The following is a 16,419-nucleotide window of genomic DNA, read 5'->3' as shown; positions in this document are numbered from 1 at the left end:
TTCTGTAAAAATTTAGCCTACACCCTTAGTTTGAGCATTCAAATTTAGAGTGCAGTCAAAATATTTTATCCAATAATTCTCAATCACACTCCACTCTACTCTTCCGTAAGAATTACATCTAGGAAAATAAAATTTAAATTATAATTTCTAGGGAAGAACAACTTGGACAGAAATCCACTTGGAAAGAGAAAAAGTAAGTTTCAAAAAAGTAAATTCTTTCAAAAACATATGTTTTTAAGACTTAATTTAAAATAATGTCCAAATACCTTAAAGATTCTAGTTTGTAAATTTAAACTATAATTCTGAAAGCCAATTTTTTGTCATTTTTATAAAACTCCAATTTTTAAGAATTTCGAGAAAACAAAAAAGTCTGCCGATACATTCAGCAGACTTTAAAATATATTTTTTTTAATTTTTAATTATTTATCGTAGCAACACCAGGAAGTTCCAAGCCTTCCAAACTTTCAAGCATTGCTCCACCTCCGGTAGAAACATAGCTTACTTTATCTGCATAACCGAATTGTTTTACAAAAGCAACACTGTCTCCTCCTCCAACTAAGGAGAAAGCTCCAAGTTTTGTAGCTTCAGCAATACTATCTCCAAGAGCTACAGTTCCTGCAGAGAAGTTTGACATTTCAAAAACTCCGATCGGGCCATTCCATAAAATTGTTCTTGAGTTTAAAAGAACATCATTGAACTGATCTCTGGATTTTGGTCCTGCATCCAATCCCATCCATCCTTCAGGAATTTCGTAAATATCAACTTCTTTTCTTTCTGCATCGTTACTGAAACTTTCAGCAATGATCGTATCAGACGGAAGATATACTTTTACATTATGCTCTTTAGCTTTTCCTAAAATTTCTAGAGCAAGAGGTAATTTATCTTCCTCAACCAAAGAAGTTCCGATTTTACCTCCAAGAGCCTTAATAAAAGTAAATGCCATTCCTCCTCCAATGATCAAATTATCAATTGCGGGAAGAATATTTTCTATAATGGTAATTTTAGTTGAAACCTTTGATCCACCAAGTATAGCTGTAACAGGCTTTTCACCACTTTTTAAAACTTTATCTATAGCTTTTAGTTCATTAGCCATTAATAAACCGAAGAATTTAGTTGAAGAAAAATAGTTTGCTATGACAGCTGTAGAAGCATGAGCTCTGTGCGCAGTACCAAAAGCATCATTCACATACGCATCTCCCAACTTAGAAAGTTGCTCTGCAAAACCTTCATCACCTTTTTCTTCTTCATTATGAAAACGTAGATTCTCCAACAATAAGATTTCCCCCGGTTTAAGATCTGCAGCAGCCTGCTTAGCTTTCTCTCCAATAGACTCTTCCACAAATTTTACTTCTCTGCCAAGTACAGTAGAGACTTCGTTAAGAATATGTTTTAGAGAAAACTCATCTTTAACTTCACCTTTGGGTCTTCCGAGGTGTGTCATCAAAATTACAGAACCTCCGTCGCTAAGAATTTTCTCAACTGTAGGTTTTACAGCTACGATCCTCGTATTGTCTGTAACTTTAAGCTGATCATCCTGCGGAACATTAAAATCTACCCTTACCAGAGCCTTCTTATCTTTAAAATTGAAATCGTTGATTGTTTTCATAAATTTCTTTTGAATTTTCGTTTCACAAATGTAAGATTTTAAAATTTTTGAAAAGCTCCAACCGGACAAAAGTTTTCAGAAAAGTTATTCGCAGAACCATCACTCACCTATCAACAATATTTTCTTCTTTATAAAAAAAAGAATGATAGTTGTTGTTGAGTGTTGTTAGTTTAGGGGATAAGTTTTTTTGAAATACTTTATAACACTTAATTTTTACGCTACTAACATTTTATTTACATTATAATCTATTGTAAATCTGATTTTTCGATTCGTTACTAACAAATATGGATAACTTTTCCCCAATTCCGATTATTAATAACTGATTTATGGAAAAGTTGAAGAAATCTCTGAGTAAACTTTTTGAAAAAAAGTGTTAAAATTTTTGGAGCCAATTTTCATTACGACTTTTTTTAATGTTACGAAACATTTACTTCAGATGTTTTTTCAACACTTACCCACAAGCCTTTTCACAATTAATCCCCAAAAATTCAAGAGTTATCCACATTATACTTACATTTGTGTGGAAATATGTCTAAAAAAGTTTAATTCAAAAATTATGAAAAGAAAAATTGCTATTGCTGCAGACCACGCTGGCTTCGAGTATAAGGAGATTGTTAAGAACTATTTATCAGAAAACTTTGATGTTCAGGATTTTGGAACGTTTTCCACAGACAGTGTGGATTATCCTGACTTTGTACACCCTGCAGCGACCTCTGTTGAAAATGGAGAAAACGAGCTGGGTATTCTTCTATGCGGAAGCGGAAACGGTGTTCAGATCACGGCGAACAAACATCAGAAAATTCGTTGCGCTCTTTGTTGGATGCCCGAAATTGCAAGTTTGGCAAGACAGCATAATGATGCGAATATGATTTCAATTCCTGCAAGATTTATATCAAAAGAAGTAGCTATAGAAATAGTAAATAAATTTCTTTCTACAGATTTTGAAGGTGGCAGACACCAAGGCAGAGTTGACAAAATAGCATTTTGCTAAACATATAAAGGCTTGTAAATCAAATTGCAAGCCTTATTTATTTTTTATTTTGTATATTTGCGTGTTAAATAGAGAACACATTCCATACTTACTTCTCAAAACCTATATAATATTTAACAGATATTTAATAGAAGGTTTTTCTCCCCTCTTCTCCATATTTGTATTAAATTTATACAAAACAAAAATCCAACTATAAAAAAGGAAGGAAAATTGATGTAGTTGTTTAAACTAAACAAAAAAAACAAAATCATCTTATATAATAAGTTTTTAGATGATTTTAAAGTAAAAAGTGGTTTTAATAATGAATTTTAAAACCAAAAGTAATTAATAAAGAAAATTAAAAAATGCCAAAAAAGAAAAAATATATAAGTCAAAAAAATGATCATAAGCTTATGGAGATCGGAAGATTGATAGTACGCTTCATGACAGAAAATTCTACGAAGATCTATAATTATAAACAGATATCAGACGGGATTGATCATAAAAATCCAAGACAGAGAGAGCTTGTGATTCAGGCTTTACATAAACTTCAGGCTTCTGAAAGAATTAAGGAAACTGAAAAAGGAAAATACGTATTAAACCTGAATATTGCAGGAACTTTAACCGGAACTATTGATTTTAACCAATCAGGAAATGCTTATGTAAAGGTTGAAGGCCTGGAAGATGACGTCTTCATTCACTCGAAAAACGTGAAAGATGCGCTACAGGGCGATAAAGTTTTAATCGTCACCTATACTTATAAAGGAAAGAAACTGGAAGGTTCTGTTTTAGAGGTTTTGGAAAGAAACAGAACAGAATTTGTAGGAACTTTACAGGTTGTTACGCATAAAGATTTCGGATTTGTTGTTTGTGATAAAAAATCGATCAATACCGATATTTTTATTCCAAAAGGAAAATTCGGAGGTGCTCAGGATGGTGATAAAGTTGTTGTAAAAATGACAGAATGGAGACCTGGAGATAAAAATCCTGAAGGTGAAATTATCCAAGTTTTAGGAGCTCCTGGAGAACATGAAACTGAGATCCACTCTATTCTTGCAGAATACGGCTTACCTTACGAATTCCCTGAAGAAGTGGAAAAAGATGCCGATAAAATAGACAGACGAATTACAGAAGAAGAAGTTGCTAAACGTTGGGATATGAGAGGTATTACAACCTTTACCATTGACCCGAAAGATGCAAAAGATTTTGATGATGCCTTGTCTATCAGAAAATTAGATAACGGAAACTGGGAAATCGGGGTGCACATTGCAGACGTTTCTCATTACGTAACTCCGGGAACTATTTTGGATGATGAAGCCTATCAAAGAGCTACATCGGTATATTTAGTTGACCGAGTTGTTCCGATGTTACCGGAAGTTTTAAGTAACGATGTTTGTTCACTTAGACCAAACGAAGATAAATTTACGTTCTCTGCAGTTTTTGAATTAAATGACGGCGCAGAAATCCAGAAACAATGGTTTGGTAGAACAGTAATTCATTCCGACAGAAGGTTTACGTACGAGGAAGCTCAGGAAAGAATTGAAAATAAAGAAGGAGATTATACAGAAGAGATTTTAGTTCTTGATAATTTAGCAAAAATCATGCGTGCAGAACGTATCAGACAAGGTGCAATCACGTTTGACAGAAGCGAAGTAAGATTCAATCTTGATGAAAATAATCAGCCGATCGGAGTTTACTTTAAAGTAAGTAAAGACTCTAATCATTTGATTGAAGAATTCATGCTTTTAGCAAATAAAAAAGTTTCAGAATTCGTTTCATTAACTAAAAAAGGATCGCCTACCAATAATACATTTATTTACAGGATTCACGATGACCCGGATCCTGCAAAATTAGAAGCTTTAAGAGATTTTGTTTCTACTTTCGGATATAAAATGGATTTGGCTAATACCAAAAAAGTTGCTGAATCTTTAAACCAATTACTAAGTGATGTAAAAGGAAAAGGCGAAGAAAATATGGTGGAAACATTAGCGATGCGAAGTATGAGTAAAGCAGTTTATTCTACAGATCCTATCGGCCACTATGGTTTGGGCTTTGACTATTATTCTCACTTCACTTCTCCTATCCGTCGTTACCCGGATTTGATTGCTCACCGTCTTCTTCAGCACTATTTGGATGGTGGAAAATCTACCAATAGAGAAGAAGTTGAAGAGAAAGCAAAATATTGCAGTTCAAGAGAAAGATTGGCCGCAGATGCTGAAAGAGATTCTATCAAATTCATGCAGGTGAAATTTATGGAAAAACACTTGGGAGAAACTTTCAATGGTGTAATTTCCGGTGTTGCAGAATTTGGTTTCTGGGTAGAAATTCCTGAAAACGGTGCTGAAGGATTGATCAAATTAAGAGATCTTATGGATGATTCTTATACATATGATAAAGCTACCCACGCTGTTTACGGATCAAGAACAGGGAAAAGATATCAGCTGGGAGATCAAGTTCAAATAAAAGTGGTTAAAGCTAATTTGATTCAAAAACAATTGGACTTTAAGATTGTTGATTAGTAATGACTAAAATAGATAAATGTATAGTTTTTAGTATTCTTAATTTTATCTTACTTATTACAATTATATTTGAAACTGTTCTTAATTTTTATTGGTTTGTAACAACTATTATTTTACTGTACGTAATAAGCCATATCTTAATTAAGAAAAATATCATAAAAGTAGGAACTTTAGGTAGAAATTATTTTTTTGGAGTTACTATTCCAATGATAATTAATGTATTTTTTCTTATTAATTATTTGACAGGAATGAATCCTACAAAGGAAACATACTGTTATAGAAATATGATTGCAGAAGTTGGTGGAAGAAATAGCCATGAAAGAGGTAAAACTACCTATATCTATCTAAATAACAATGCTTATGAATATTCTTACATGACAAGAAGTTTTTTTATTGATTATAAAAGAATGTTATTTAAAAACCAAATTATCTATACTTTTGAGAGAGGAATTTTTGGATTAAAAATTAGAAAAGATTATCAATTTATTTACAACGAAAATTGTTCGGACGAAGAAAATTGATTAAACAAATATCAAAACATATTATAAAAGGCTACAAATTTTGTAGTCTTTTTTGTTTCGTAAAAGCTTCTAAATTGAGTTTCAAACCCTAAAAGAATTGGATTTTATCGACAAATAGAAATATAATTTTTAAATTTGGAAGAGAAACAATTTTTAAATGTTTGAATTAGTACTTTCTGCTGTTATTCTGGGATTCATGTTGAGTCTTGTTTTTATAGGACCAATATTTTTCTTGTTAATAGAAACCAGCTTCTCTAGAGGGCCTAAACATGCCTTGGCCTTAGATGTAGGAGTAATTACAGCAGATTTGTTGTGCATTATTGCGGCGTATTATGCGAGCGCAGACCTCGTGAGTTTAATAGACAAGCATCCGGGATTTTATAGAATCACCTCCATCCTTATCTTCGTATACGGAATCGTCATGATGGTCACAAAAACCAAAATGCACATGCCGGGTGAAGAAAAGATCATCAGCCAGAATTATTTTAAAACCTTTATGAATGGTTTTTTCTTTAATCTTTTAAATGTTGGAGTTATCCTTTTCTGGCTGGTTACCGTAATTTCGGTGAGAAAAGAATATCCTGATACGGGTAATTTCATTCTTTATATTGGTTTGGTGATCGGAACCTATTTATGTATTGATCTTGCTAAAATCTTTTTGGCAAAGCAATTCCATGATAAGTTAACACAAAAATTAGCCAATCAGATCAGAAGAATCGTTGGCGGAATCCTTATACTTTTCAGTTTCTTTATCTTTTTGCAGAGCTTTAAAAAATTCAACCAATTTGATAAGCGATTAGAAGAAGCAGAAAAAACTGAAGTGAAATATAAAAAAAGCAAATGAAAAAAATAATCTTTCCAAAATCCCTTAAAAAAGGCGATAAAATAGCTGTTATTTCCCCTGCCGGAGCTGTAGATGTATCTCAACTCGAAAAGGGAATTAAAATGATTAAAAATAAAGGTTTTGTACCTGTTTTAGGCGAACATCTTTATACTAAATTCTCAAACGGATACAATTATGCCGGAACAGAAAAGGAAAGAATAAAAGATATCAATTGGGCTTTAAATGACAAAGAGACTTCCGCAGTCTGGGCTTCCAGAGGCGGATACGGTTGTCAGCATCTTATTCAGCATCTTAAGCTTAACAAATTTATAGAAAATCCGAAATGGTATATCGGTTATTCTGACAATACCGTGATCCAAAGTTATTTATTGAAGAAAGGCTTTGCTTCCATTCATGGACAGACTATGAAGACTTCAAGTTTCGGAGTTACAGATGAAAGTTATGATCTGATTTTTGATGTTTTAAAAGGAAAAGCTCCAAAATATATCATAAAACCGAATCAATTTAATAAAAAAGGAAATACTAAGGGAGAATTGGTTGGAGGGAATTTAGCCCTTATTTATGCCCTTCTAGGAACTAAATATTCATTTGAATTTAAGGATAAAATTTTATTCATTGAAGATATCGGCGAAAATTTTTATGCTCTTGACCGAATGATCATGAGTTTAGAATTGGCCGGAGTTTTTACTAAAATTTCAGGGATGATTGTTGGAGGAATGACCAACATGGGAGATGAAAAGGAGAATGCACAATATGAAAATAGCTTCGATGAATTCGCCTATAAATTAATCTCAGAAAGACTTTCAAAATATAAATTTCCTATTGCTTTCGGTTTCCCGAACGGTCATATTAAAGATAACAGACCTTTGATTATTGGTAGTGAAGTTAAGTTAAAGGTTGATGATAAAATAATGGTTGAGTTTTAAAAACTAGTAATTCTACAACTCTCAAATCCTCAAACGAAGGCATGGCAAACCACAACGATCTCGGAAAAAAGGCAGAAGACTTAGCTGTAGAATTTCTACAAAAGAACGGTTACAAAATTCTAATAAGAAACTTTCGTTACCAAAAAGCAGAGATTGATATTATCACCGAAAAAGATAGTTTAATAATTATTGTAGAAGTGAAAGCTCGTTCAACAGATGCTTTTAATCTCCCGCAAGAAGCCGTTAATAAAAGAAAGATATCATTAATTGTTTCTGCGGCCAATTATTATCTGGAAGAATTTAATAAGAATCAGGAAGTAAGATTTGATATCATTTCAGTTCTTCCCGATGAAAAGGGAAAGCTTGTTATAGAGCATATAATTGATGCTTTTGAAGCATTTGATGCTAATTAGTATAACTATGTATCAATCTAGTAGTTTACCAATGATTGTTACATTGATAAATTTTTAGACTGTTACATTTAAAATTGAAAATTTTATGAAAACAATACTCATCACAGGGGCAACCTCCGGAATAGGAAAATCTACAGCAGAACTTTTTGCAAAACAAGGAAACAGAGTCATCATTTGTGGAAGGAGAACAGAGGTCTTAGAATCTCTAAAAACTGAGCTTTCTCAATATACCGAAATATTTAGTTTGAAATTTGATGTAAGAAATCTTGAAGAAGTTGAGAACGCTATCAACTCTCTTCCGGAAGAATGGAAGAATATCGATGTTCTCATCAATAATGCAGGAAACGCTCATGGTCTTGAACCTCTTTCGGCAGGCAATACAAGCGATTGGGATTCTATGATCGATGGAAATGTAAAAGGTCTTTTGTATGTTTCTAAAATGATCATTCCGACAATGAAAGAAAGAAATTCCGGACATATCGTAAATATAAGTTCTGTTGCAGCTAGGCAAACGTATGCCAACGGAGTTGTGTATTGCGCTACCAAAAAAGCAGTTGATGTAATTTCCGAAGGAATGAGAATAGAATTAACTGAATTTGGAATTAAGGTTACGAATATTCAACCGGGAGCAGTAGAAACTGACTTTTCTTTAGTTAGATTTAAAGGAGACAGTGAAAAAGCTTCCACGGTGTATGCTGGATATGAAGCCCTAAAAGCTGAAGATATTGCCGACGCGATCGCTTATTGTGTCAACGCTCCAAAGCATGTGAGTGTTTCTGATATGACAATTTATCCAACCGCTCAGGCAGAGCCGAGAACGATTTACAGAAAATAAGGTGAGAAAATTAGCATTCTGTCTCCTACTTTTTTCATTCACTTTTTGGAGTTGTCAGAGTTTTAAAACAAGTCAAAAAGATGCAAAATTATTTGAAAGGATTTCGCTTTTAGATCAATACATGCAGAATAATGATCAGAGAATAATCGATGTCTTATGTTCCGATGTTTCTTTCGGTCATTCAAACGGCTGGACTCAGAATTTTGAAGATTTTAAAAAAGATTTTTCAAGTAAAAAAGTAATTTATAAAGAAATCAGTCAGATTGAAATTTCTGAGATAAAGAAATACAAGAATTTCACGAGTATCAGAAGAAAAATCCAAGTATCAGGTTTATACAAAGATCAAAGTTTTGAGATGAAACTGGCTTTATTGGAAATTTGGATGAAAAAGAATTCTGTCTGGAAACTCTGGAGCCGCCAGAGTATCGAAATAAAGCCATAAATTTGCAGAATAAAAATAATTCCGAACATTTACGCTTGCTAGGAATCTAAATTGTTCCTTACTAGATCGATAAAATAACGGATAGATTTAATTATTAAAAATGAAAATTTTATACCTAGAAACCTCTTCCAAAAACTGTTCTGTAGCGATTTCAGACGATGATAAGTTATTGTGCGTTTGCGAAGAAGTTTCAGATAATTATAAGCAGTCCGAAAGTCTGCACACTTTTGTAGAATGGGCTTTGGAGGGAGCAGGAATTTCCATGAAAGATATTCAGGCAGTGTCTTTAGGAAAAGGTCCTGGTTCTTACACCGGATTAAGAATTGGCGCTTCTTCAGCAAAAGGTTTTTGTTATGGATTAAAGATTCCGTTGGTTGCAGTTAATTCTCTTGAGACGATGATAGAGCCTTTTTTAGACCAAAACTATGATTATATCATTCCCTTGATCGATGCAAGAAGAATGGAGGTTTATACAGCCGTTTATGAAGGTAAAACAGGAGAAGAACTATCTCAGACCGAAGCAAAAATCTTAGATGAAACTTCTTTTGAAGAATTTAAAGATAAAAAAGTATTGTTTGTAGGAGACGGAGCAAAGAAAGCACAGGAAATTTTACAGCTTCCGAATGCTGATTTTAATGATAGCATCTACCCTTCTGCACAATATTTAATAAAGAAGACCTTAGAAAAAATTGAGAATAAAGAGTTTGAGGATATTGCCTATTTCGAGCCGTTTTATTTGAAAGATTTTCATGGAGTGAAGAAAAAGAAACCTTCAGATTCATAATAAAAAAATCAGAAAATAAAAAAGCGAAGAATAATCTTCGCTTTTTTATTTTATTTTGGTTTTGCCGGAGCCTGAGTTGTTGGTTTCTGACCCGGCGTATTGCCAGGTTGAGTTGGCGGCGGAGTAGTTTCATCTAAAAGCATGGCGGCAGAATTTGCGGCTGGTGAAGGTTGTATTGGTGTAGCTTTTTGAGCTTGCACATTGTTCTGATTATTTACTGATCCGGGATTGTTATTAATCGTTTGAGAGTTTGGCTGCATTGGTACAGATCCCGGCTTTTGAAGTGTATTTCCTTTATTATCAGTTTCCTGGAAAGAAAGGTCGCTTTTCAGATAATTAAGCATTTCCTTAGCCTTGATTCCCTCTGGAGTTTTGCCATAATTTAAAGCAATTTGTTCCAATTGAAGGATCATTACCTCTTTTCCACTGGATTTTCCGGTATTAAATGCATTTAATAAAGAGAATTTAGGCACTAGAGCATCTTTCGGATATTTCTGAATAGCTGCTTCTATGACTGCTTTACTTTCCGCAAACTTCTCGGTTTCAAATAAGGCATAGGCTTTTTTATATTCATTCTGAACATCTTCGGAAGATTTTACAAAAGTACTGTTCTTAGGATTTCTGGCAAACTCTGCATACGAAGTATAAGGATAATCTTTTAATAAAATTGACTTCGCTCTTTCTGCAATCTGAGGATTTTTCTCATAATTCATGTTAAAGATCTCATATAAAGCCTGTAACATTACTTTTTCTTCAGGTTTTACATCTACCAGATCATATAATGTTTTTGTAGCCAATGGTGTATTGGTAAAATAATTCTGATACATGATACCCAAACCTAATGAAGCGGTGTCCCTGTCCTTTTTAAGCTGATCTAGTTTAGCTACATCAGTCGGAATCTGTTCAATATAGAAAGATGGCTCAAAACGTCTGGGATTAGGTGCTGAAGTAACGCCCAACGCCTCGTTTTTCATATCATCGATCGTTGCCATTTTCTTAGAATAACGCCAGTTGTCGACAAGCGCTCTGTCTCCCCAAACTTGTTTAAATGTTGAAGATCCTTTAGAGACAGTTCCGGTATTGCTGAAATAAAAACCTTTTGAACTAGTACCGAAATCTTCGAAAGAATTGGAACTGTTGGCGAATATAGAATTAGCACTGTAATCTCCTGTATCAAAGCCTTTTGCTCTTTCTGCACGTCTTCTTTCCAGCTCTTCCTTTTCTTCTTTTAATTTTAATTTAGCAATATGTTTAGAGAAAAAATCTGTTTTTTGGGCTTCAGACATCTTGGCTAAAGAAAGAATACTGTCATTTTTCTTGATCAGATAATAGTTTTTTGATATTTTCTTGATGTTGATAGACTGTTCCTGCAACAGCACTTTTGAAGGCTCATAAGTCATCGCAACAAGCGCAGAATCATAATAACTTCCGGCTCCGATATAATCATTCTTATCAAGATAATCCTTCCCTATTTCATAGTAAGCTAAACCACGAACCTGCTGATCTGAAACTTTTTCTTTTAAAGATTTCTTGAAAAGATCCTGAGCTTCCTGCTTTTTACCTGCTTTGTTGGCCATTAAACCCAATGCATAATAAAATTCGTTCTTTCTGGAACCGTAAGTTCCTTTTTTACTGATATCTTCTAAATATTTTCTTGCTCCCTCATAATCACCTTTGCCGTTAAAAGTTTTGGCAATTTCAATCTGGGATTTAACCTCAAATTCAAAATCATTGGCGTATTTGTAGGCAGCCATGAAGCTTTCTCTAGCTTTTTCATTTTGATTTAAACCTTCCAACACCTGACCTCTTAAGAAAGCAATTCTACTTTTCAGTTTTCGGTTGGTATTCACTTCGAAAGCATTATCAAGTTCTTTTGCAGCTTCTTCTTTTTTTCCGGCATCCAGAAGACTTTCTGCAGAGTAAATACTTGATATTTTTTTATATTCTTTACTAATATCTTCAGTTTTCAATTGAGCGAAAATTTCCTGAGCTTTATGATAATCTTTTATCTGAGCGTACGCCGCTGCTTGATAAACTTTAGCCAAAGGAATCCTTTTATCGTTCTTCATGTGAGTGAAAACGTAGTTCAGGGCATCCAGAGCTTCCACAGATTTGTTCTGATAAATTCTTGATTGCGCAAGAATGATGTAGGCATCAAATATTTTCTTATTTTTTTCTTCTCCGTTTTTGATCACAGAATATTTGTTGATCGCTTTTAAAGCTTTGGCTTCGGCAATTTCCAAAACAGAGGCTCCTTTATTTTCCGGTTGACCATTTTGTTCCTGCTGACTGTTTGGATTGCCACCATTAAGTCCGCCCGGCATACCCGGAGGTGCACCTGGAGGAGCTCCCGGCGCTCTTCCTGCAGCATTTCTGCTGGGAGAATTATTTACTTCCGCAATTTTCATAGTATTTTCAGCGAAAGCAGAAGACTGTCCGAGATCACTTCCCAAAGGTTGATCTTCGTAGGTAAGAATAGGAATATAAGGCGCATAAAAATTATCTTTATGTGCTTTGTCTCTACTCGTAAATTCACTGTTTAACGCATCTTTTGCATTAAATAGTGTATTGTAATATGTGGAAAACCCTTTCATGAACTTCGATCGCTGCTCGGGTCTCTTGGGTTTTGATCCGCAAGAGAGAACGATGCAAGCCACTAAAAGGAATAAAATGTTCTTTTTCATTATTCAATATAACTAGCCAATTTACTTTTTATTATCAAAAGATTGATGATTTTGTAAAAATAATAAAATTTTATATTGAAAATATTTATATTTCTTTCAAAATTTTGTAAACCAAATGAGTAGGAAGCCCCATAATGGTATAAAAACTGCCGGACAGATTTTTAATTTTTGCCATTCCAAGCCATTCCTGGATGCCGTAGCTTCCTGCTTTATCGAAAGGTTTATAATTTTTAATGTAAAAATCTATTTCATCATCCGAAATTTCATCAAGTTCTACATCTGCAACATCAGTCTCTGTAATGGTTTTATTGATTGTTTTAATCGTAATTCCCGTATAAACCTGATGTGTTTTTCCAGATAATTGCTGCAGCATTTTTTTTGCTTCAGCTTCATCTTTTGGCTTTCCAAGAATTTGGTTATCAATGGCTACAACGGTATCAGATGTCAATAAAACTTCATCGTCCACAAGATTTCTGAATGCATTTGCTTTTAATTCAGACAAATAAGCCGCCGCCTCTCCTATTTCAATACTTTCTGATAAAATCTCTTCACAATCTATTTTTACAACCTCAAAATCGAATCCTAAATTGGTTAAAAGTTCTTTTCTCCTTGGAGATTGTGATGCTAATAGTAACTTCATTTTCAGTTAATTATATAGATTGAGTGTTGTCTTCATGCCAATTTCCCTGAACTTTCATTACCTGCTCAATGACATCGCGTACTGCTCCGCTTCCACCCTGTTTTGGTGAAATATAATCGGAAATTCCTTTTACTTCAGGAACCGCATTTTCTGGACAGGTTGCAATAGCCGACGTTTCCATCATATGAATATCAGGAAGATCGTCTCCCATTGTCAGAATTTCTTCGTTTTTAAGATTATATTTTGATTTAAATTCCTCAAAATCAACCATTTTATCGTGAGATTTTGGATAGTAATCCTGAATTCCAAGATAATTGATTCTGTGTTTTACCATTTCATCATTTCCACCAGTAATTACTCCAATTAAATAATTGTTTTTTAAGGCTTTAACAACTGCATAACCATCTAAGACATTCATAACTCTCGACATATTTCCTCCGGGCATCAGATAAACGCTTCCATCTGTGAATACGCCGTCTACATCAAATACAAATGCTTTTATATCTTTTAATTTCTCTTTATAGCTCATACATTTTTTTAATAGAATGATTCATTGTTTTATAGATCTCCAGACTTTCGTCTTTCAATAATTGTTCATGCAATTGCAAAATACGGGCATCATTTCTTACGGCGGGTCCGGTTTGGGCTGATTTAGGTTCTATTTCATGGATTTTTTGAACGGTTTCATCAATCAGCGGTAAAAAATAATCAAATGGAATCTCCTGAGAATCTGAAATTTCTTTGGCTCTTGAAAAAAGATGATTCACAAAATTGCAGGCAAAAACGGCCGTCAAATGAATATATTTTCTCTTTTCATGAGTACTTTCCATTACGTTTTTTGAAATTTTTGAAGCGATTTCAAAAAGAATTTTCTTGTCCTCTTCATTTTCAGTTTCTATGAAAAAAGGAATTTTTTCATAATTCAATTCTTTAGATTTAGAAAAAGTCTGTAAAGGATAAAAGCTTGATTTTCTGTACTCTCCTGCTAAGATTTCTTTGGGTAATGATCCTGAAGTATGCACTACCAAGCAATCTTTTTTAGTGATTAATTTAGAAACATTTTCTACAGAACCGTCACTTACACAAATAATATACAGATCTGCATCTTCCAGTTTTTCTGTGGAATAAGGAACTTTTAATTCTTCAGAAATTTTATTTAAATCTTTTTCGTTTCTTCCAAAAACCTGAGCTAATGGAATGTTATTCAGAACAAAAGCTTTTGCCAGATGATAGGCTACATTTCCGGAACCGATAATTACAATTTGCATAAAACAAAGATAATATTTTAAGATGAGTTTAAAAAGGGAGTTGGTTTTGGGAAATTAGAAGTTTTTTAAATCAATTAATTAAATATTTTTCGCTCGCAAAAGCGTTCACACTCAGCAGAGGATAAAACGAGCGATCATGGCTGAATGAAATGCCTTTGCAAACGAAAAAATATGCTCGTAAAAGTAAACCCTAGCGACCTTTGCGTTTAAAATATTCAAATGAATCTATTTTTTGGACTTAAAATTGAATAGGTAATTTAACTTTCCATTATTTTTGTAATCCAAAACAATGAAAGCATCTTATGAAGATTAAGGACGCGGAAATTATTACGCTGATGCAAAACCCACGAACTCAGGAGAAAGGAGTTCGCGCGTTGATGGATGCTTATCAAAGTAGATTGTATTGGCATATAAGAAGAATCATTGTGGATGGTGACCTTGCGCAGGATACGTTGCAGGAAACATTCATTAAAGCATATCAGAATTTTCATCAGTTCAAAAATGATAGTCAGTTGTACACCTGGCTGTACAGGATCGCGACCAACGAAGCATTACAGCAGGTAAACAAGTTAAAGAAAATGCAGAAGACTGATGAAGATCCGGAATATTATATGCAGAATCTTGTTGCAGACAATGTATCAAGTGATGCAGAAGAGATACAAATATTGCTACAGAATGCTATACAAAGCCTGCCCGAAAAGCAGAAACTGGTATTTATGATGCGGTATTATGATGATTTACCTTACGAAGAGATATCTAAAATTGTAGATATGTCGGTAGGTACTTTGAAAACAAATTATCACTATGCCAAGCAGAAAATAGAAGAGTATATAAAAGAAAATTACGAGAAATAATTTTTGAGACGCAAAAGACATGAAAGAGTTCGATATAGAAAAATTAGAACGTAAAAACATTTACAAGGTTCCTGATAATTTGTTTGAAAATATTCAGGAAAAAGTAATAAATGATGTAAAAAATACCAAAAAAGCACCTATCTTTAAACTGAATTGGGCTTATGCGGCAGCTGCATCGTTAGCATTGATCTTTGGAGCTACTTTTGTTTTTAATCAAAATGATGATTCGGCAAAAGATGCAGGAAATTCCGGAGCAAAGTATGTTGCGGATACTCAGGCGCCAAAATCAGAAAGCGAGATCGCTTATGAAACTTTAAAATCGGATTTAACTTCTGTTGAAAAAAACAATCAAACAATTGTAAATCAAAACAGTAGGAACTTAGTTTCACAAGATATAGAAACAAAAAAGGGAACGGCTACACCAAAAACAGTGAAGCCGGCTTCTAAGAAAACGGAAACTCAAATGAATGAATATTTAGATTCGTTTTCTAATTCTGAAATTTCAGAATTAGCAAGCAATTCGACTCAGGATGTTTATTTGGATTTATATAATTAAAGAAAGATGAAAAAGATATTATTTACACTTTTTATTATTTATGGTTTTGGCTTAAATGCCCAAAAAACGGATTATGACTGGAAAAAAATGGACCCTAAACAAAGAAAAGAGGTAATAAATAATCTTTCTCCAGAAGAAAGAAAAGCTCTTCTTGCCAAGTTTAGGAATAATATGGTGATGGATAATCTTGATATTGAAGCAAGTGATAAAGCAGAATTTACACAGCTTTACAACGAATATCTTGATAACCAGAAACAAATAAAAAGCCAGTTTAATTCTAATTTTAACCCGGAAACTTTATCTGATGATGAAGCAAAAGCAAAGTTGCAGCAGAGTTTTGAAGTGGGACAAAAATTATTAGATAATAGAAAAAGATACGCAGATAAAATGCAGGAAGTTATTCCTTGCCAGAAAGTCTTGAAGCTGTTTCAATCTGAAGGTATGATGAGAGATAAAATGAATGAAAGAAGACCTCACGGAAACAATAATGCTGGAGGCCAAAGGCAATCACCATAATAGTTTATTTTTTTAATGTTGGACGACTCTTACAAATCTTT

17 protein-coding genes are annotated in these 16,419 nt (G+C 33.6%); 12 read left to right on the top strand and 5 right to left on the bottom strand.

Features of this window, described 5'->3' with window-relative positions; translation table 11 throughout:
• Positions 1-415: 415 nt before the first annotated feature.
• Positions 416-1,606, bottom strand: a complete 1,191-nt coding sequence (locus tag BT156_RS09150; RefSeq protein ID WP_072409369.1) for a phosphoglycerate kinase — start codon at positions 1,604-1,606, stop codon at positions 416-418.
• A 556-nt stretch (positions 1,607-2,162) separates the two neighbouring features.
• Here BT156_RS09150 and rpiB point away from each other — a divergent pair.
• The 9 genes from rpiB to tsaB all read left to right on the top strand — a co-directional run bounded on the left by rpiB (position 2,163) and on the right by tsaB (position 9,860).
• A complete protein-coding gene (rpiB, locus tag BT156_RS09145) occupies positions 2,163-2,597 on the top strand; it encodes a ribose 5-phosphate isomerase B (protein WP_066754013.1) in 435 nt (144 codons plus the stop codon).
• A gap of 344 nt (positions 2,598-2,941) precedes the next feature.
• On the top strand, positions 2,942-5,095 hold the full coding sequence (gene rnr, locus BT156_RS09140) for a ribonuclease R (RefSeq protein ID WP_072409367.1): 2,154 nt from the start codon (positions 2,942-2,944) through the stop codon (positions 5,093-5,095).
• Between the two features lie 2 nt (positions 5,096-5,097).
• The gene (locus BT156_RS09135; protein WP_072409365.1) at positions 5,098-5,616 is read left to right on the top strand and encodes a hypothetical protein; all 519 of its coding nucleotides are present in this window, start codon (positions 5,098-5,100) and stop codon (positions 5,614-5,616) included.
• Between the two features lie 157 nt (positions 5,617-5,773).
• The gene (locus tag BT156_RS09130; protein WP_072409363.1) at positions 5,774-6,460 is read left to right on the top strand and encodes a LysE family translocator; all 687 of its coding nucleotides are present in this window, start codon (positions 5,774-5,776) and stop codon (positions 6,458-6,460) included.
• Entirely contained in the window at positions 6,457-7,386 is a 930-nt protein-coding gene (locus BT156_RS09125; protein WP_072409361.1) for a S66 peptidase family protein, read from the top strand. The genes BT156_RS09130 and BT156_RS09125 overlap by 4 nt, the downstream gene beginning before the upstream one ends.
• Before the next feature lie 41 nt (positions 7,387-7,427).
• On the top strand, positions 7,428-7,799 hold the full coding sequence (locus BT156_RS09120; protein ID WP_072409359.1) for a YraN family protein: 372 nt from the start codon (positions 7,428-7,430) through the stop codon (positions 7,797-7,799).
• 85 nt (positions 7,800-7,884) lie between these two features.
• A complete protein-coding gene (locus BT156_RS09115) occupies positions 7,885-8,634 on the top strand; it encodes an SDR family NAD(P)-dependent oxidoreductase (protein ID WP_072409357.1) in 750 nt (249 codons plus the stop codon).
• Between the two features lie 121 nt (positions 8,635-8,755).
• Complete coding sequence (locus tag BT156_RS09110; RefSeq protein ID WP_170857289.1) at positions 8,756-9,076, top strand: nuclear transport factor 2 family protein; 321 nt, start codon at positions 8,756-8,758, stop codon at positions 9,074-9,076.
• Positions 9,077-9,176: 100 nt separating this feature from the next.
• Complete coding sequence (gene tsaB, locus BT156_RS09105; protein ID WP_072409353.1) at positions 9,177-9,860, top strand: tRNA (adenosine(37)-N6)-threonylcarbamoyltransferase complex dimerization subunit type 1 TsaB; 684 nt, start codon at positions 9,177-9,179, stop codon at positions 9,858-9,860.
• Positions 9,861-9,910: 50 nt separating this feature from the next.
• On the opposite strand, the gene porW is transcribed toward tsaB, so the two are convergent.
• The 4 genes from porW to BT156_RS09085 all read right to left on the bottom strand — a co-directional run bounded on the left by porW (position 9,911) and on the right by BT156_RS09085 (position 14,452).
• A complete protein-coding gene (porW, locus tag BT156_RS09100) occupies positions 9,911-12,544 on the bottom strand; it encodes a type IX secretion system periplasmic lipoprotein PorW/SprE (RefSeq protein ID WP_170857288.1) in 2,634 nt (877 codons plus the stop codon).
• An 85-nt stretch (positions 12,545-12,629) separates the two neighbouring features.
• Positions 12,630-13,184: a Maf family protein gene (locus BT156_RS09095; RefSeq protein WP_072409351.1), complete on the bottom strand. Its 555-nt coding sequence runs from the start codon at positions 13,182-13,184 to the stop codon at positions 12,630-12,632.
• A gap of 10 nt (positions 13,185-13,194) precedes the next feature.
• Positions 13,195-13,713: a KdsC family phosphatase gene (locus tag BT156_RS09090; RefSeq protein WP_072409348.1), complete on the bottom strand. Its 519-nt coding sequence runs from the start codon at positions 13,711-13,713 to the stop codon at positions 13,195-13,197.
• Positions 13,703-14,452: a Rossmann-like and DUF2520 domain-containing protein gene (locus BT156_RS09085; protein ID WP_072409346.1), complete on the bottom strand. Its 750-nt coding sequence runs from the start codon at positions 14,450-14,452 to the stop codon at positions 13,703-13,705. The genes BT156_RS09090 and BT156_RS09085 overlap by 11 nt, the downstream gene beginning before the upstream one ends.
• A 302-nt stretch (positions 14,453-14,754) precedes the next feature.
• On the opposite strand from BT156_RS09085, the gene BT156_RS09080 reads away from it, so the two are divergent.
• The 3 genes from BT156_RS09080 to BT156_RS09070 are packed head-to-tail and all read left to right on the top strand — an operon-like array spanning position 14,755 to position 16,378.
• On the top strand, positions 14,755-15,306 hold the full coding sequence (locus tag BT156_RS09080) for an RNA polymerase sigma factor (protein WP_072409344.1): 552 nt from the start codon (positions 14,755-14,757) through the stop codon (positions 15,304-15,306).
• A 19-nt stretch (positions 15,307-15,325) separates the two neighbouring features.
• Positions 15,326-15,862, top strand: coding sequence for a hypothetical protein (locus BT156_RS09075; protein ID WP_072409342.1), 537 nt, complete (start codon positions 15,326-15,328; stop codon positions 15,860-15,862).
• 6 nt (positions 15,863-15,868) lie between these two features.
• Positions 15,869-16,378: a hypothetical protein gene (locus BT156_RS09070; RefSeq protein ID WP_072409340.1), complete on the top strand. Its 510-nt coding sequence runs from the start codon at positions 15,869-15,871 to the stop codon at positions 16,376-16,378.
• The last annotated feature ends 41 nt before the right edge of the window (positions 16,379-16,419 follow it).

Origin of the sequence: Chryseobacterium limigenitum (assembly GCF_900114875.1) — a bacterium.
GTDB lineage: Bacteria > Bacteroidota > Bacteroidia > Flavobacteriales > Weeksellaceae > Chryseobacterium > Chryseobacterium limigenitum.
Note: the sequence above shows the minus strand (reverse complement) of the source record. Positions and strands in the feature narration are given on the sequence as shown.